Annotated in this window: 15 protein-coding genes; 6 read left to right on the forward strand and 9 right to left on the reverse strand. The window is 63.7% G+C overall.

Annotated elements, in window-relative coordinates; all coding sequences use genetic code 11:
- Positions 1 to 227 precede the first annotated feature (227 nt).
- Both glpG and glpE read right to left on the reverse strand, forming a co-directional pair.
- On the reverse strand, positions 228 to 1,061 hold the full coding sequence (gene glpG, locus OKC30_RS14660) for a rhomboid family intramembrane serine protease GlpG (RefSeq protein ID WP_119197783.1): 834 nt from the start codon (positions 1,059 to 1,061) through the stop codon (positions 228 to 230).
- Positions 1,062 to 1,090: 29 nt separating this feature from the next.
- A complete protein-coding gene (gene glpE / locus OKC30_RS14665) occupies positions 1,091 to 1,414 on the reverse strand; it encodes a thiosulfate sulfurtransferase GlpE (RefSeq protein WP_005307320.1) in 324 nt (107 codons plus the stop codon).
- A 163-nt stretch (positions 1,415 to 1,577) separates the two neighbouring features.
- Between glpE and OKC30_RS14670 the strand changes: the two genes are divergently transcribed.
- On the forward strand, positions 1,578 to 2,171 hold the full coding sequence (locus OKC30_RS14670) for a LysE family translocator (protein ID WP_234888635.1): 594 nt from the start codon (positions 1,578 to 1,580) through the stop codon (positions 2,169 to 2,171).
- On the opposite strand, the gene OKC30_RS14675 is transcribed toward OKC30_RS14670, so the two are convergent.
- The 6 genes from OKC30_RS14675 to OKC30_RS14700 form a co-directional block, all read right to left on the reverse strand.
- Entirely contained in the window at positions 2,150 to 2,974 is an 825-nt protein-coding gene (locus OKC30_RS14675; RefSeq protein ID WP_119197144.1) for an AraC family transcriptional regulator, read from the reverse strand. The genes OKC30_RS14670 and OKC30_RS14675 overlap by 22 nt on opposite strands.
- Positions 2,975 to 3,056: 82 nt before the next feature.
- The gene (locus OKC30_RS14680) at positions 3,057 to 3,758 is read right to left on the reverse strand and encodes an ABC transporter ATP-binding protein (RefSeq protein ID WP_041212036.1); all 702 of its coding nucleotides are present in this window, start codon (positions 3,756 to 3,758) and stop codon (positions 3,057 to 3,059) included.
- Positions 3,759 to 3,768: 10 nt separating this feature from the next.
- Positions 3,769 to 4,542: a high-affinity branched-chain amino acid ABC transporter ATP-binding protein LivG gene (gene livG / locus OKC30_RS14685; protein ID WP_010672381.1), complete on the reverse strand. Its 774-nt coding sequence runs from the start codon at positions 4,540 to 4,542 to the stop codon at positions 3,769 to 3,771.
- A complete protein-coding gene (locus tag OKC30_RS14690; protein WP_039041002.1) occupies positions 4,539 to 5,807 on the reverse strand; it encodes a high-affinity branched-chain amino acid ABC transporter permease LivM in 1,269 nt (422 codons plus the stop codon). Before OKC30_RS14690 ends, livG begins: the two co-directional genes overlap by 4 nt.
- An 82-nt stretch (positions 5,808 to 5,889) precedes the next feature.
- Positions 5,890 to 6,816: a high-affinity branched-chain amino acid ABC transporter permease LivH gene (livH, locus tag OKC30_RS14695; protein WP_119197145.1), complete on the reverse strand. Its 927-nt coding sequence runs from the start codon at positions 6,814 to 6,816 to the stop codon at positions 5,890 to 5,892.
- A 66-nt stretch (positions 6,817 to 6,882) separates the two neighbouring features.
- A complete protein-coding gene (locus OKC30_RS14700) occupies positions 6,883 to 8,004 on the reverse strand; it encodes a branched-chain amino acid ABC transporter substrate-binding protein (RefSeq protein ID WP_039041003.1) in 1,122 nt (373 codons plus the stop codon).
- Between the two features lie 435 nt (positions 8,005 to 8,439).
- Here OKC30_RS14700 and OKC30_RS14705 point away from each other — a divergent pair, with 435 nt between their 5' ends.
- Positions 8,440 to 9,444 (forward strand): substrate-binding domain-containing protein, encoded by a 1,005-nt coding sequence (locus OKC30_RS14705; RefSeq protein WP_010672385.1) that lies wholly within the window; start codon positions 8,440 to 8,442, stop codon positions 9,442 to 9,444.
- Positions 9,445 to 9,527: 83 nt separating this feature from the next.
- On the opposite strand, the gene norR is transcribed toward OKC30_RS14705, so the two are convergent.
- Positions 9,528 to 11,054 carry a nitric oxide reductase transcriptional regulator NorR gene (norR, locus tag OKC30_RS14710; RefSeq protein ID WP_119197146.1) on the reverse strand — a complete coding sequence of 509 codons (1,527 nt, stop codon included), beginning with the start codon at positions 11,052 to 11,054 and terminating at the stop codon, positions 9,528 to 9,530.
- A 170-nt stretch (positions 11,055 to 11,224) separates the two neighbouring features.
- Here norR and norV point away from each other — a divergent pair, with 170 nt between their 5' ends.
- The 4 genes from norV to OKC30_RS14730 all read left to right on the forward strand — a co-directional run bounded on the left by norV (position 11,225) and on the right by OKC30_RS14730 (position 15,602).
- Positions 11,225 to 12,709 carry an anaerobic nitric oxide reductase flavorubredoxin gene (gene norV, locus OKC30_RS14715; protein ID WP_119197147.1) on the forward strand — a complete coding sequence of 495 codons (1,485 nt, stop codon included), beginning with the start codon at positions 11,225 to 11,227 and terminating at the stop codon, positions 12,707 to 12,709.
- Positions 12,706 to 13,872 carry an NADH:flavorubredoxin reductase NorW gene (gene norW / locus OKC30_RS14720; protein WP_119197148.1) on the forward strand — a complete coding sequence of 389 codons (1,167 nt, stop codon included), beginning with the start codon at positions 12,706 to 12,708 and terminating at the stop codon, positions 13,870 to 13,872. Before norV ends, norW begins: the two co-directional genes overlap by 4 nt.
- 51 nt (positions 13,873 to 13,923) lie before the next feature.
- Complete coding sequence (locus OKC30_RS14725) at positions 13,924 to 14,262, forward strand: DUF1971 domain-containing protein (protein WP_119197149.1); 339 nt, start codon at positions 13,924 to 13,926, stop codon at positions 14,260 to 14,262.
- Positions 14,263 to 14,384: 122 nt separating this feature from the next.
- Positions 14,385 to 15,602 carry a 4Fe-4S binding protein gene (locus OKC30_RS14730; RefSeq protein ID WP_270664068.1) on the forward strand — a complete coding sequence of 406 codons (1,218 nt, stop codon included), beginning with the start codon at positions 14,385 to 14,387 and terminating at the stop codon, positions 15,600 to 15,602.
- The last annotated feature ends 127 nt before the right edge of the window (positions 15,603 to 15,729 follow it).

Raw genomic sequence — 15,729 nt, forward strand, 5'->3', positions numbered from 1 at the left:
CAGGGCGGTGAAGATATCAAAGACCCGTTTTCCGGTAAATCGCAATGCGGCTCCGCTTAAGTGAACAGCATTGCGCCCCTTGGGGCGGCGTTTTTTTATGATAAATCGGCTCAGGCTGGCCTGTGGTGCCTGTCCAGCCAGCCTTGGGCAAGGCCGACCAGCAGACCCGCCAGGTGAGCCATGTTGGTGGTCGCTTTGGTTGCCGAGCCGTTGCCGGCAACCAGGCCTCACCCCGGCCTGTGGTGCCTGTCCAGCCAGCCTTGGGCAAGACCGACCAGCAGGCCGACCCAATGGGCCATGTTGGCGGTGGGGGTGCCGAGCATGTCCAGGAAGCCGAGCACCAGCCAGACCAGCATGAAGCCCATCAGGGCTGGCGGCATGGCGAGGCCGCAATCCGGTTGAAGCCTGGTTCGCAGCCAGCTGTAGCCGAGCAGGGCATAGACCACTCCGGAGAGGCCGCCAAAGCGCGGGCCGCTGGCAAAGAACTCGGCGATATTGGGCAGGGCAGCCCCGACGATAAGCAGGATGAACAGCTTGCCGCTGCCGAGGCGCTGCTCTATCTGGCCACCGAGATACCACCACCACAACAGGTTGAACACCAGGTGCAGCACCGAGAAGTGGATGAAGGCCGGGGTGACGTAGCGCCAGGCCTGCCAGTCGGTGAACTGGGCCAGGGTGGGGTGGAAGGCGAGCTCGTCGAAGATGGGCAGGCCGATGGCATCCAGAGCGTAGATGGCCAGGCAGGCGATGATGACCACCAGGGTCAGAGGGCCCGCCTGGTGGAGGAAATCGGTGACCGGATCCGTCATCCCCTTGCTGTAGTCGATCCGGGCATCGGCATGGCCGGACTGCCAGGAGGCCTCCATGTAGCGGGGATGATTGGGTTCGCTCAGGAAGCGTTTGACCTCCTGCTGGGCCTGGGCGAGGCGCCGTTCGTCCGCCAGCCAGACCGAGACGCCGAGCTCTGACTGGGTCAGCTCGCACGGAATGCCCAGGGTGGCGAGATAATCCACCAGCGCCTGGGCCATGCGGGCGTCGCCCAGCACCAGCAGCTGGATCATGCCGGTGGAGGAGGAACGACCCGCCTCTGTCATGCGTCCCCCGCCTGGATGGGGAACTCCCTGCGCCAGGCCTCGAAACCGCCATCCAGGCTATAGACCTCGTCATAGCCCTGTTGCAGCAGGTACTGGGCCGCCCCCTGGCTGCTGTTGCCGTGATAGCACATCACGATGACGGGGGTATCGAAGTCCACCTCGTTCATAAAGCGAACCAGGGTGCCGTTGGTGAGGTGGAAGGCGCCGACCGCGTGGGCCGTCTCGAAGGATTGGGGATCGCGAATGTCCACGAGACGGGCTTCACCTGCGCTCAGCTTCTGGTGGGCATCATGGGCGCTGATATGGGCAAACTGGTCCATTGAGATGTCCTGAAAATGGAGGGTTGAAGGGCAGTTTACCGCAAGCGGCGGTTTGCGCTAAGTGTGCAATGGGGGCGGCATCCAGGGGATCGCAATTTTCTTCAATATCGGGCCGCCCGGGCCGGGTAGGCTCGGACTTCCCTCAATTGAACGAGCATCATCCATGGAATTCAGTCTGCTGTTATCCATGGCCGGGTTTGCCCTGGCCATGTCCATCTCCCCGGGGCCGGTCAATCTGGTCGCCCTTGGCACCGGCGCCCGGTACGGTTTCACGGCCAGCCTGCGCCACGTGGTGGGGGCCACCCTCGGCTTCATCCTGCTGCTCCTGCTGATGGGGCTGGGTCTTGGCGGCGCCCTGTCCCGCTGGCCTGTGGCGCTGGGGGCCATTCACTGGGGCGGCGTGCTCTTTCTCGGCTGGATGGCCTGGCAGTTGCTGGTGGACAGCGGCGAGGTGGAGGAAGTGGAGGGCGTACCCCCCGCCTTCTGGTTCGGGGCCCTGATGCAGTGGCTCAATCCCAAGGCCTGGCTTGCCGCCAGCATGGGGATGGGAGCCTATGGGATCGCGGGCGGCATGAGCCAGATCGCCCTCTTTACCGGCATTTATCTGGTGATTTGCCTCGGCTCCATCGCCTGCTGGGCCTATGCGGGCAGCCGATTGCAGGGGGGGCTGGTCTCTCCTCGCCGATTGCGCTGGTTCAATCGGGCCATGGCGCTCTTGCTGCTGCTCAGCGCCGCCTATCTGGTGCGCTCGTCCTGAGGGGCGAGCTGCGCTCTGTACTGGCCCGGGGTGGCGGCCACCCGGCGTTTGAACTGGCGCTGGAAGTGGGCCTGATCGGCAAAACCGCTGGCAAGGGCCACTTCCGCCAGGGGCTGCCCCTGGCGAATGCGCTGATCGAGCAGGTAGGCGTGGGGCGTCATGCCGTAGTGGCGGCTGAAGGCGCGCACGAAGTGGGAAGGGGTGAGCCCGGCCACCGCGCTCAGCTGTGCCAGGGTGAGGGCGCAGGCACTGTCGTCCTGCATCAGCTCGGCGGCTCGCTGCAGGTGCTGGGGAGGGCGGTCATCCCACTTGGCCGGGGTGAGCCTGGCCAGAAGCTGGCGGCTGAAGAGGTGGCAGGCCACTTCGCGAGCCAGGGGATCCGGCTCCGCCACCAGTTGCCGATGAAGCCGGCAGAGCCCCTGGTAGAGCAGGGGATCCCGGCTTGCGGTCATGTCGAAGGGGCGAAACGCGTTGCCGAGCCCGGCCTCCTCCTGCTGGCGCTGCAACCAGAGGTTGTCGATGTAGAACATCAGATAGGACCAGGGCTGGTCAGCGACGGGATTGCAGGCGTGCACCTCTTCCGGGTTCATCAGCACCAGGCTGCCGCGGCCGACCTCTTGCAGGCTGCGCTGGTTGAGGTAGTGGCTGTGGCCGCCGGTGATGGCGCCGATGGAGAAGTGGGGGTGGCTGTGCTTGTCGTAGCAGACGCGCCGGCCATCCTGCACCGCCCGCGCCTCGATGAAGGGCAGGGCGGGATCATGCCAGAAGTGGTGCTGATCCTGCGTCGCCCGCGCACGGCTCACGATGTGCTCCTCGGCGGGGGGCTGTTCCCCTGCCGGGCTCGGGGAGCGCGGCAGGGGAAGGGTGACGATGGTTGCTGCATCCTCAGCCGCCGAGATAGGCCTGGCGGACGGCGGGGTTGGCCAGCAGGGCCTCTCCCGTGTCTTGCAGCACCACCCGGCCGTTCTCCAGCACATAGCCGCGATCCGCCAGCTTGAGCGCCTGGTTCGCGTTCTGCTCCACCAGGAAGATGGTCATCCCCTTCTGGCGCAGTTGCTCTATGGTGTCGAAGATCTGCTGGATGACGATGGGCGCGAGTCCCAGGGAGGGTTCATCCAGCAGCAGCAGGCGCGGCTTGCTCATCAGGGCGCGGCCGATGGCCAGCATCTGCTGCTCGCCGCCGGACATGGTACCTGCCCGCTGCTCCAGCCGCTCGTGCAGGCGGGGGAACAGGGTAAAAATCTGATCCAGCAGGCCGCGCTGCTCCGTCTTGTCGACGAAGAAGGCCCCCATCAGCAGGTTCTCCTCCACCGTGAGGCGGGCGAAGATGCGGCGCCCCTCCGGCACCACGGCGATGTCCTTGCGCATGATGCGGGCGGTGGTGAGAGAGTCTATCTGCTCCCCCTCGAACCAGATGGAACCGCTGCTGGGCTTGGGCTCGCCACACAGGGTCATCAGCAGAGTGGTCTTGCCGGCGCCGTTGGCGCCGATCAGGGTGACGATTTCCCCCTCTTTCACCTCGACGCTGACGTCGTGCAGCGCCTGAATTTTGCCGTAGTGGGTCGATACGTTGCGAAGTTCTAACATCTTTTTGTCCTTACGACTCGCCCAGATAGGCCTTGATCACCGCCGGATTGCTGCGGATTTCGTCCGGTTTGCCGTGGGCCAGCGGGGTGCCCTGGTTGACCACGAAGATGCGGTTGGAGATCTCCATCACCAGCTTCATGTCGTGCTCGATCAGCAGCACCGAGACCCCGAACTCGTCCCGCAAGTTGGAGATGAGCTCGTTGAGCTCGTCGGTCTCCTTGGGGTTGAGGCCTGCGGCCGGTTCATCCAGCATCAGCAGTTCGGGCCGGGTCGCCATGCAGCGGGCGATCTCGAGCCGGCGCTGCTGGCCGTAAGCCAGGTTCCCCGCGGCGCGGTTGGCGAGATCCTTGAGGCCCACCTTCTCCAGCCAGAAGGCGGACTGCTCCAGCCCCTCTTTCTCGGCACGGCGGAAGGAGGGGGTCTTGAACAGGCCGGCGATGAATCCGGTATTGAGATGCCTGTGCTGGGCCACCAGCAGGTTTTCCACCGCCGTCATCTCCTTGAACAGGCGCACGTGCTGGAAAGTCCGCACTATGCCCTTGCGGGCGATGAGGTGGCCAGGCAACCCCTGGATCTCCTCACCCTTGTAGCGAATGACACCGCCACTCGGGCGATAGAAGCCGGTCAGGCAGTTGAAGATGGTGGTCTTGCCCGCCCCGTTGGGGCCGATGATGGAGATCACCTCCCCCTTTTCCACATCCAGCTTGACGCCGTTGACCGCGAGCAGGCCGCCAAAGCGCATCGACAGATCTGAGACATCCAACAATGGTTGATTGTTGCTCATTTACGCAGCTCCATATGGGGTCGACTCATGGGCAGCAGTCCCTGCGGCCGCCAGATCATCATGAATACCATCAAGAGACCGAACATCAGCATGCGATATTCGTTGAACTCGCGGGCGAGCTCCGGCAGCACCGTCATCACGATGGCCGCCAGCACCACCCCGATCTGGGATCCCATGCCCCCCAGCACCACAATCGCAAGGACGATGGCCGACTCGATGAAGACGAAGGATTCCGGGCTGATGAAGCCCTGGCGCGAGGCGAAGAAGCTGCCGGCAAAGCCCGCGAAGCAGGCGCCTATGGTGAAGGCGGTCAGCTTGATGATGGTGGGGTTGAGCCCCAGGGACTTGCAGGCGATCTCGTCTTCCCGCAGCGCCTCCCAGGCACGGCCGAGCGGCATGCGCAGCAGGCGGTTGATGACGAACAGGGTCGCCACTACCAGCACCAGGGCCATCAGGTAGAGGAAGATCACCTTGTGGTTGGCGTTGTAGGCGATGCCGAAAAAGTCGTGGAAGGTGCCAAAGCCCCCATCCTTGACGGTGCGGTTGAACTCGAGCCCCCCCAGAGTCGGTTTCGGAATGCCGGAGATCCCGTTCGGACCGCCGGTCAGGGTGGTCATGTTGTTGAGCAGGATGCGGATGATCTCGCCAAAGCCCAGGGTGACGATGGCCAGGTAGTCCCCCCGCAGCCGCAGCACCGGGAACCCGAGCAGGAAGCCGAAGGTGGCCGCCAGCAGACCTGCGATGGGCAGACACTCCCAGAAGCTCAGACCGAAGTAGGTGTTGAGCAGGGCGTAGCTGTAGGCGCCGACCGCATAGAAGCCGACATAGCCGAGGTCGAGCAGACCGGCGAGGCCCACCACCACGTTCAGTCCCAGCCCCAGCATGATGTAAATCAGGGTGAGAGTGGCCAGATCGATGGCGCCGCGAGAGGCCATGAAGGGCCAGCTCACCGCAAACAGCAGCACCAGCACGGCGGTGAGGTTATAGAGCTTGGGGGCCTCTTCGGGGCTTGGCAGCACCAGCTTGGTGAAACCGACTGAGAAGCCGCTGATGGAAGCCTGGAACAGCCGGCTTATCTGGCCGCGCAGCATCTGGAACCAGAAGACGATGGTGGCGCCCCCCAGCAGCCAGGCCAGCGATACATCGAGGCGGCTCACCACCAGCAGGCGGGAGCCATCGGTCTCCAGCTTGAAGCCGAGCAGCCAGAAGGAGAGCACCAGCAGCACCAGGCTGGCGATGCAGGCATGGATAAATTGACGTTTCATCAGACTTTCTCCACTTCCGGACGGCCGAGAATGCCAGTGATGGTCATGAACAGCAGCACGAGGGCATGCATAGATTGGTTTTTCATACCTTCTCGACCTCCGGACGACCCAGGATGCCGGTGGGCATGAAGAGCAACACGAAGATGAGCAGGGCGAACGCCATCACATCCTTGTACTCGGTGCTGAGATAGCCCGCGGTGAGCGCTTCCACCACGCCGAGCAGCAGGCCGCCCAGTACGGCGCCGGGAATGCTGCCGATGCCGCCCAATACCGCGGCGGTGAAGGCCTTCAAGCCCGCCATGAAGCCGAGATAGGGGTTGATGACACCGTAATACATGCCGAGCAGCACCCCCGCGACGGCGGCCAGGGCGGCCCCCAGCACGAAGGTGATGGAGATGACCACGTGAGTGTCTATCCCTAACAGGTTGGCCATCTTGATGTCTTCGGAACAGGCACGGCAGGCACGCCCCATGCGGGAGCGGCCGATGAACTGGGTCAACGCCAGCATGGTGATGAAGGTCACCACGAAGATGATGAGCTGCATGTAGGAGAGGCTGGCCTGGAAGCCATCCTCGCCGCCGAGGGTCCAGCCCCCGGAGATCAGAGTGGGCATGGCGATGTCACGCGAGCCCTGGGCCATCCGCATCATGTTCTGCAGGAAGATCGACATGCCGATGGCGGAGATGAGGGGGATCAGGCGGTTGCCGCCCCGCAGTGGACGATAGGCCACCCGTTCTATGGACCAGCCATAGCTGCCGGTGATGATGATGCTGACCAGGAAGGCGCCCCCCAGCAGCAGCACGGTGCTGTCGATGCCCATCATCATGAGCCCGGCCATCACCATGAAGGCGACATAGGAGCCGATCATGTAGACCTCGCCGTGGGCGAAGTTGATCATGCCGATGATGCCGTAGACCATGGTGTAGCCGATGGCGATCAACGCATAGGTGCTGCCTATGGTCAATCCGTTCAGCAACTGCTGAACCAGATAAAGAAGGTGTTCGGACATACCGCGTTCCCTGTGTACTTGCCCGCAAAGAAAGGAGGGGTGACTCACGTCACCCCGACCGGCAGATTATTTGAGTTGAGTGGAGGTACCGTCGGCGTGCCACTGGAACACACCGAATTCGAAGCCTTTCAGGTCACCGTTCGGCGCCCAGGTCAGGGGGCCCATCACGGTGTCGATCGGTGCGGCCTTGATGGCGGCAGCGACGGCAGCCGGATCATCCTCGCCCGCCTTGGCGATACCGGCCGCCAGGGCCTGCATGGCGGCGTAGGTGGTCCAGACGAACGGACCGGAGGAGTCCTGACCCTTGGCCTTGAACGCTTCTACGATGGGGGCGTTGGCCGGCACCAGGTCATATTTGTTCGGCAGGGTCACCAGCAGGCCTTCGGAAGCCGGGCCGCCGATGGCGGAGATGTCCTTGTTGCCCACGCCTTCCGGACCCATGAACTTGGCCTTCAGACCCTTCTCGCCAGCCTGGCGCAGGATCAGACCCAGCTCGGGGTGGTAGCCGCCGTAGTAGACGAAGTCGACGTTCTCTTTTTGCAGCTTGGCGATCAGGGCGGAGAAGTCCTTGTCGCCAGCGGTGATGCCCTCATAGGCCACGACCTTGACGCCTGCCTTGTCCAGCGCGGCTTTCACGCTGGAGGCGATGCCTTCACCGTACTGTTTCTTGTCGTGGATGACGGCCACGCGCTGGGGTTTGACCTGCTCGATGATGTACTTGGCGGCGGTCGGGCCCTGGTCGCTGTCCAGACCGATGGTGCGCAGAGTCAGCTGGTAACCGCGCTCGGTGATCTTGGGGTTGGTGGAGGCGGGGGTGACCATCAGGACCCCTTCATCTTCATAGATGTCGGAGGCGGGCAGGGTGTTGTCGGAGCAGAGGTGGCCGACCACGAACTTGACGCCGTCGTTGATCACCTTGTTGGCGATGGCCACAGCCTGCTTGGGATCGCAGGCATCGTCATAGATGACGGCTTCGATCTGCTTGCCCTTGATGCCGCCCGCCTTGTTGATCTGCTCGACCGCCATCTTGCCGCCGGTGAACTGCATGTCACCGTACTGGGCGACCGGGCCGGTCAGGGGGCCGGCGATGCCGATCTTGATGGTATCGGCCGCATTGGCCATGGAAACTGATCCAAACAGAGCCAAAGAAACCGCTGCTCTGACTGCCATTTTGCTGAAGTTATGCATTGATTCGTCCCTTAATCAGTGAATTGTTTCATTTTATGCACGTCATTCCGAGCCTGTGTCCCGCCAGCCCGGCGATAGATAAGGTTCTATCATTCCTCGCCGGGCAATAACAAGATGTTAAAGATACTAACCGGAGCAGGCGCGAGAGGGGTTTTGTGAAACTAACACGCAGTTTTTTGCTTTTTACTGGAGTTTAATGTCGCCAAGGTGGTGCAACATACAGATAACAAATTGTCATGGTGACAATTTCCAGAGTAAAAAACTGACGATATTTCATTCTGCGTCCGCTCTCATTTTGACCAAAATCCGTTTGCGCAAAAAGAAATGACCGCATAGATTAGCCAGCATTGATAATTCACTGGCAGCGCCCGTTAAAACCAAGCCTTTATTCGGGAAATCTGCTACTGTTCCGCCTTTGTTATTCAGGAGACAGAGATGGCAACTATCAAGGATGTCGCCTCGCGCGCAGGCGTATCCATCTCCACCGTCTCACATGTACTCAATCACACCCGTCGGGTCAGCGAAGACGCAACCCAGAAAGTGCTTGAGGCGGTGGCAGAGCTGAACTACGCGCCCAACTCGGTGGCGCGCAGTCTCAAGATCAATTCGACCAAGACCATTGGCATGCTGGTGACCACCAGTGCCAACCCCTTCTTCGCGGAAGTGGTACAGGGGGTGGAAGCCTACTGCTTCGAGCAGGGTTACAGCCTGATCCTGTGCAACACCGAGAACCAGCCGCCCCGCCAGCAGCACTATCTGCGCATGCTGATGGAAAAGCGGGTCGACGGCCTGCTGGTGCTGGGGACCGATATCGACACCCAGTTCAGGGACATGCTGCGTATCCACAAAAACGTGCCGCAAGTGGTGCTGGACTGGGGCAACGAGTGCGATTTCGCCAACGTGATCAACGACAACGCCCGCATCGGCGCGCGTCTGGCGGTGCGCCATCTGCTGGAGCAGGGCCACACCAACATCGTCTGCATCACCGGCCATCTCGCCAAGCCGACTACCCAGCAACGGCTGGACGGGGTGCGCGATGCCCTGGCTGAACAGGGGATGACCCTGAAAGAAGAGCAGATCTTCGAAGGGGACTACGAGAGCCAGAGCGGCTTCGATGCCATGCAGCGCATCCTGGCCCTCACCCCTCGCCCGACCGCGGTCTTTGCCTTCGACGATCCCATGGCCATCGGTGCCATCTGCGCCGCCTGGGAGGCCGGGGTCAAGGTGCCGGACGATATTTCCATGATCGGCTATGACGACGTGGAGATGGCGCGCTTCTCCAGCCCGCCGCTCACCACCATCCGCCACCCCAAGGCCGAGCTCGGCCTGCTGGCGGTGCAGCAACTGGTGAGCCGGATCCGCAACAAGGAGCTGGAAGTGGAGTCCATGACGGTGCAGCCCGAGCTCATCGTCCGCCGCTCGGTCAAGTCCCTGCGCTGACGGCGCCACGGGTGCCATGAACAAGAAACCCCCTCGCCAGCGAGGGGGTTTCTGTTTTTGGGCCCCTCTCGTATCTGGGGGCGTCAGGCCTTGAGGCCGAGCCGCCTGGCGAGGCGGTGCAGGTTGCCGCCGTCCAGATCCAGTGCCCGGGCAGTGGCAGCCCAGTTGCCGTCATGAACCGTCAGGGTCTGCTCGATGAGCTGGCGCTGGAACAGATCGGTGGCGGCGCGAAGGCCGAGGCCGGCAATGGCCGGGGAGGCGGGCTGGCTGACGGTGTCGGCGGGCAGGGATGAGCCCGTCGGCCCCAGGTTGAAGTGGTGGGGCTCCAGGGTCGGCGAGGGACTGCCCTGCTCGGCCCTGGCCAGCACGGCGGCGCGGTGGATGGCGTGCTCCAGCTCCCGCACGTTGCCGGGCCAGTCGTGGCGCTCGAGCAGTTGCAGCGCCTGTGGCTGGATACGCAGCTGCTCCAGCCCCAGGCCGAGCCGGCAGCGCTCGCAAAAGTAACCGGCCAGCAGGGGAATGTCGCCTGGGCGCTCCCGCAGTGCCGGGGCGTGGATCGGAAACACGCTCAGCCGGTGGTAGAGGTCGGCCCGAAACTGCCCCTCGACCACCGCCTGTTTCAGATCCCGGTTGGTGGCCGCCAGGATGCGCACATTCACCTTGAGCGGGGTGTCGTCACCGATCCGCTGCAGATCGCCGTATTGCAGCACCCGCAGCAGCTTGGCCTGCAGCGCCAGGGAGAGCTCCCCTATCTCGTCGAGAAACAGGGTGCCCTTGTCCGCCAGCTCGAACTTGCCCGCCCGATTGTGGATGGCGCCGGTGAAGGCCCCCTTCACGTGACCGAACAGCTCGCTCTCGGCCACGGATTCGGGCAGGGCGGCGCAGTTGAGGTAGACCAGCGGGGCCTTGGCACGCTGGGAACCGCCATGCACCGCCTTGGCGATCAGCTCCTTGCCGACCCCCGTCTCCCCCAAAATCAGCACGTTCAGCTCCGAGCTTGCCACCACGTCTATCTCGTGGCGCAACCGGGCCATGGCGGGGGAGTGGCCTATCATCTCCGGCTGCTCAGGGCCGGGCCGGGTGCCGGGGACCAGGGGCTCGCTGCTCTGGCGGGCAAGCCGCTCCAGCAGCAGGGCGTTGTCGAGGGCGGCGGCGGCCAGGGCGCCCACCAGACGCAGCTCCTCGTCGCTGATGCCGTCGAACTGGGTCGGGTTCATGCCGTCTATGGTCAGGGCGCCGATCAGCGCCTGATCCGAGAAGAGCGGCAGGCCGACACAGGCGTGCACCTTGAAGTCGTCGTGATCCGGCAGCAGGCCGTCATAGGGGTCGGGCAGGGCGCTGTCGGCAGGGAAGCGCACCACATCCCCGGCGCGGGCGATGGCCTCGAGGCGCGGGTGATCCTTGAGGGCGAAGCGGCGCCCCAGCACGTCCTGCATCAGGCCGTCGATGGCGAGCGGGATGAACTGGCCCCCCTCGTAGCGCAGCAGGGCCGAGGCATCCGATTTCAGCAGGCTGCGCACGCTCTGGATCAGGCGGTGGAAGCGGTCCTGATGAGAGATGCCGAGTTGCAGGTCGAGGGCGATGCGCGCCAGGCTGTCGGTCGAGATCACGATAATTGTACAAATGACAGTATGTTTGTGATTTTGACTATAAAGGTGTGGTGTCTTAATGACAACGAGTGATATGAGAAGCCATTAAAAACAATGTGTTACAAGTTGGCACGTCCGCTGCAATAGCTGGTTCAGTTGAACATCCACTATTGCATTCGAGGAACTGCCTGATGAGCATTCACGTCAAGAACAACATCCACTGGGTCGGCCAACGGGACTGGGAGGTACGCGACTTCCACGGCACCGAGTACAAGACCCACAAGGGCACCAGCTACAACAGCTACCTCATCCGCGAAGGGAAGAATGTGCTGATCGATACCGTCGATCACAAGTTCAGCCGTGAGTTCGTGCAGAACCTGGCGGCCGAGATCGATCTCGCTTCCATCGACTACGTGGTGATCAACCACGCCGAGGAGGATCACGCCGGCGCCCTGACCGAGCTGATGGCCCGCATCCCCGGCACCCCCATCTACTGCACCCACAACGCCATCGACTCCATCACCGGCCATCATCACCACCCGGAGTGGAACTTCCACCCGGTCAAAACCGGTGACAGCCTGGACATCGGCAACGGCAAGCAGCTGGTGTTCATCGAGACCCCCATGCTGCACTGGCCCGACAGCATGATGACCTACATGACCGAAGATGCGGTGCTCTTCTCCAACGACGCCTTCGGCCAGCACTACTGCGACGAGCACCTGTTCAACGACGAGGTGGACCAGACCGAGCTGATGGAGCAGTGCCAGCGCTACTACGCCAACATCCTTACCCCCTTCAGCCCGCTGGTGACCGCCAAGATCAAGGAAGTGCTCGGCTTCAACCTGCCGGTGAGCATGGTGGCCACCTCCCACGGCATCGTCTGGCGCGAGGACCCCACCCAGATCATCCTGAAATACCTGGAGTGGGCCGACCACTATCAGGAAGACCGCATCACCTTGTTCTACGACTCCATGTCCAACAACACCCGCATGATGGCCGACGCCATCGCCCAGGGCATCCACGAGGTGGACCCCGGCGTGGCAGTGAAGATCTACAACGTGGCCCGCCACGACAAGAACGAGATCCTGACCCAGGTGTTCCGCTCCAAGGGGATACTGGTGGGCTCCTCCACCATGAACAACGTCATGATGCCCAAGGTGGCGGGCATGCTCGAAGAGATCACCGGCCTGCGTTTTCGCAACAAGCGCGCCTCGGCCTTCGGCAGTTACGGCTGGACCGGTGGCGCGGTGGACCGGATCCAGACCCGATTGATGGATGCGGGCTTCGATATCAGCATCTCTCTCAAGGCCAAGTGGCGGCCGGATGGCTCGGCGCTGGCCGAATGCCGCGAGCATGGCCGCCAGCTCGCCCGTCAGTGGGCGTTGCACCCGCTGGACGCACCCCGCCCGATCACCACAACCCAGACAACCGTGACGCCCGTCCCCGCGATGCCTGCTGTTGAGCCGCAAGCCGCAGCGGCCGCCGCCGAATGGGATGACGACCAGGCCATGCTCTGCACGGTCTGCCAGTGGGTCTATGACCCGGCCCAGGGCGAGCCGGATCAGGGGGTGGCGCCGGGCACCCCCTGGGCCCTGGTACCGGACAGTTTCCTCTGCCCCGGCTGCGGCATCGGCAAGGAGGTATTTGAACCCTGCGCCGTGGAGGCCTGTGTATGAGCGCAGCAACGCAGAGTGACGCCGGCATCAGCCGGGAGATAGTGGTGATCGGCAGCGGCTTCGCTGCCCAGCAACTGGTCAAGAGCCTGCGCAAGCTTAACGCCGAGCAGCCCATCCGCCTCATCACCGCCGACAGCGGCGATGAGTACAACAAGCCCGACTTGAGCCACGTGGTGAGTCGGGGCTGCCCTGCCGCAGCCATGACCCGTCAGAGCGGCAGCGATTTTGCCGAGCAGCAGCGCATCGCGCTGCTGCCCCACTGCCCGGTGCATGGCATCGACCCTGCCCGGCGGTTGGTGCTGACCGAACGAGGGGAATTCCCCTACGGCCAGCTGGTGCTGGCCACCGGTGCCAGTGCGGCGCGCCCCGATCTGCCGGGCAGCGAATCCCTGGTCACCCTCAACAGCCAGCAGGAGTTCGCCGCCATCGAGGCGCAACTGCGCCAGGCCCGCCGCATCCTGGTGCTGGGGGCGGGGCTCATCGGCTGCGAGCTGGCGATGGACATGGCGAGCGCAGGAAAAGAGGTGACGCTGGTGGATCTGGCCGACAGCCCCTTAAGCGCCCTGCTGCCGGCCGCCCTGACCGAGCCGCTGCAACAGGCCCTGCGCACCCAGGGGGTCAGTCTGCAGTTCGGGACGGGTCTCGCCAGGATGGATGCCCAGCCGGGGGATGGCTGGCGCGTCACCCTGAGTGACGGGCGTGTCAGCGAGCAGGATCTGGTGATCGCCGCGATCGGCCTGCGGCCGAATCTGGCCCTGGCCCGGGGGGCCGGGCTGGCAGTGGAGCGCGGCATCCTGGTCGATGATCGGCTGCAGACCAGCGATCCCCACATCTTCGCGCTGGGGGATTGCGTGCAGTGGCAAGGTCAGCTGCTCCCCTTCCTGCAACCCATAGTGCTGGGGGCCAATGCGCTGGCGCGCACCCTGCTCGGCACGCCGACCCTGCTGGCCCTGCCGCCCATGCTGGTGAAGGTGAAGACGCCGCGCTACCCGCTGCAACTGGCCGGCCGCACCAAGGACGAGGATCTTGCCTGGCAGTGCCGCTGGAACAGCCACGGCATGGTGGCCGAGGCGCACGGCGAAGATGGCAAGCTGTGCGGCTTCGTGGTGGGGGGCGACCAGATGAGCGCCGCCTTCCCGCTGCTGCGTCAGCTGCCCCGTTGAACCATTAATAGCCGAAGGCCGGGCTGACCCGGCCACTCGAGGAGAACCGATATGGCCATGCAACTGATCCCGTCTCACTGGGTGGTACGCCGTTCCACCCCCTTTTTCACCCGCCAGAACGTGCCCCAGGCCCTGCTCACCCACCACAACACCGCGGCCGGGGTGTTCGGCCAGCTCTGCGTGATGGAGGGGAAGGTCACCTATCACGGCTTTGCCGACGAACAGGCCGAGGAGCCCGAGGTGAGCCTGGTGATCCGGGCCGGGGAGTTTGCCACCAGCCCGCCCCAGTACTGGCACAGGGTTGAGCTGTCGGAGGATGCCCGCTTCAACATCCACTTCTGGGCCGAGCAGGCCGAATCCGACCAGCCGCTGTTCCACAGCCGCAAATAACGGGGTTTAAGGCTGAGGGGGCGGAGCGGGCAAATGCCCCCTCTGCCCATGCAGATCAAAATCATCAACTCAGATGTTGGTTATCCTGCCCCCTCGATTCGGATGAGCGCAGTGAGGGAAACATGAGCCTGTTGGAAGCCCTGACCATGACCTCGGGTCTGGTCTATCTGGTTCTGTTGTTGTGGCAGGGCCGCAGCGGTTGGGGTTGGACGCTCTCTCTGCTGTTGGCCGCCGCGCTCTGGCTGCTGGTGGCGGATTCGGTACTCTGGCTCGCACTGGGGCTGGTGGCCACGACCCTGGCGCTCTGGCTGCGCTATCGCCCCCTACTCATGCTGGCCCACATAGACAGTCAACGTCTCAGAACGGCCACCAGGCAGCTATTGCTGCTGTGTTGGGTGTTGGTGGCGGTTCAATATGTTGTTCATATCGGACAGTTGGGGCAGGGGATGAGCCCCTGGTTGGTGCGCCCCGACGTGGTGGACGGTTTCCTGCCCATCGCAGGTGGTCTCGGGCTGCGGACCTGGCTCGGGCAGGGGCTGACGGACCCCCATCACCCGGCAGCCACCGTCACCGTGCTGGTGCTCTCCTTGTCGGCCCTGCTGCTGGGTCGGGCGTTTTGTGCCTGGTTCTGCCCGCTCGGGCTGGTGGGGGAGTGGCTGCACGGCCTGCGCTCGCGCCTGTTGCCGGGGGAGTGGACCCCGCCGCGCTGGCTCGATGCCGTGTTGCGCGGCCAGAAGTTTCTGGTGCTCGGTTTTCTGCTCTTCATCATCTTGCTGGCGGTACCCGCCGCCGCCCTGCCCGGCTACCTTGCCAGCCCCTACCATCAGGCGGCGGACATGAAGATGGGGGCCTTCTTCTTCAACCTGACCCTGATCTCGGGCCTGTGCCTTGGCTGGGTGCTGCTGCTCACCGCCACCTTCCGGCAAGGGTTCTGTCGCTACCTCTGTCCCTATGGCGCCTGGATGGCCCTGCTCGGCCTGCTGACCCCGCTGCGCATTCGCCGTGACCCGGCCCGTTGCTTGCGAAGCCTGGGCCACGACTGCGACAAGTGCAGCCGGGCCTGCCCGTCTCGCATCCAGGTACACCAGCTCATCGCGGTGCGCAGCCTCGAGTGCACCAGTTGCCAGAGCTGCGTGGCCGCCTGCCCCAAGCGGACCGATGCCCTGCATCTTGGCACGCGAGGGCTGCGACTCGCCCCCCGTCAGCTGCTGGGGCTGCTCTGTCTGTTGCTGCTGGTGTTGCCGCTGCTCGCTTACGGCTTGCTGGATCTCTGGGTCAGCCAGACACCGATCCCTGACCGTTACGAGCTGTTGCAGCGGCTGCCCTGGCTGAGCCACTGAGGGGGGAAAGGGCAAAAGGTGGATGATGGGGGGATCTTTCGGATTGGCGAGGCCTTGTTGCACAAATCGGGGAACTATCTAGCCAAGTGGTGATCTGATCTCCCGGATCAATCACCGAGCACAGTCG

Source organism: Aeromonas sp. QDB18, assembly GCF_027705325.1.
Lineage (GTDB): Bacteria > Pseudomonadota > Gammaproteobacteria > Enterobacterales > Aeromonadaceae > Aeromonas > Aeromonas caviae.

Excerpts from the sequence above, each read along its gene's own strand:
- glpG (WP_119197783.1), bottom strand. The coding sequence starts at position 1,061 with ATGATCCAGCTGCTGGTGCTGGGCGACGCCCGCATGGCCCAGGCGCTG.
- glpE (WP_005307320.1), bottom strand. The coding sequence starts at position 1,414 with ATGGACCAGTTTGCCCATATCAGCGCCCATGATGCCCACCAGAAGCTG.
- OKC30_RS14670 (WP_234888635.1), top strand. The coding sequence starts at position 1,578 with ATGGAATTCAGTCTGCTGTTATCCATGGCCGGGTTTGCCCTGGCCATG.
- OKC30_RS14680 (WP_041212036.1), bottom strand. The coding sequence starts at position 3,758 with ATGTTAGAACTTCGCAACGTATCGACCCACTACGGCAAAATTCAGGCG.
- livG (WP_010672381.1), bottom strand. The coding sequence starts at position 4,542 with ATGAGCAACAATCAACCATTGTTGGATGTCTCAGATCTGTCGATGCGC.
- OKC30_RS14690 (WP_039041002.1), bottom strand. The coding sequence starts at position 5,807 with ATGAAACGTCAATTTATCCATGCCTGCATCGCCAGCCTGGTGCTGCTG.
- livH (WP_119197145.1), bottom strand. The coding sequence starts at position 6,816 with ATGTCCGAACACCTTCTTTATCTGGTTCAGCAGTTGCTGAACGGATTG.
- OKC30_RS14700 (WP_039041003.1), bottom strand. The coding sequence starts at position 8,004 with ATGCATAACTTCAGCAAAATGGCAGTCAGAGCAGCGGTTTCTTTGGCT.
- OKC30_RS14705 (WP_010672385.1), top strand. The coding sequence starts at position 8,440 with ATGGCAACTATCAAGGATGTCGCCTCGCGCGCAGGCGTATCCATCTCC.
- norV (WP_119197147.1), top strand. The coding sequence starts at position 11,225 with ATGAGCATTCACGTCAAGAACAACATCCACTGGGTCGGCCAACGGGAC.
- norW (WP_119197148.1), top strand. The coding sequence starts at position 12,706 with ATGAGCGCAGCAACGCAGAGTGACGCCGGCATCAGCCGGGAGATAGTG.
- OKC30_RS14725 (WP_119197149.1), top strand. The coding sequence starts at position 13,924 with ATGGCCATGCAACTGATCCCGTCTCACTGGGTGGTACGCCGTTCCACC.
- OKC30_RS14730 (WP_270664068.1), top strand. The coding sequence starts at position 14,385 with ATGAGCCTGTTGGAAGCCCTGACCATGACCTCGGGTCTGGTCTATCTG.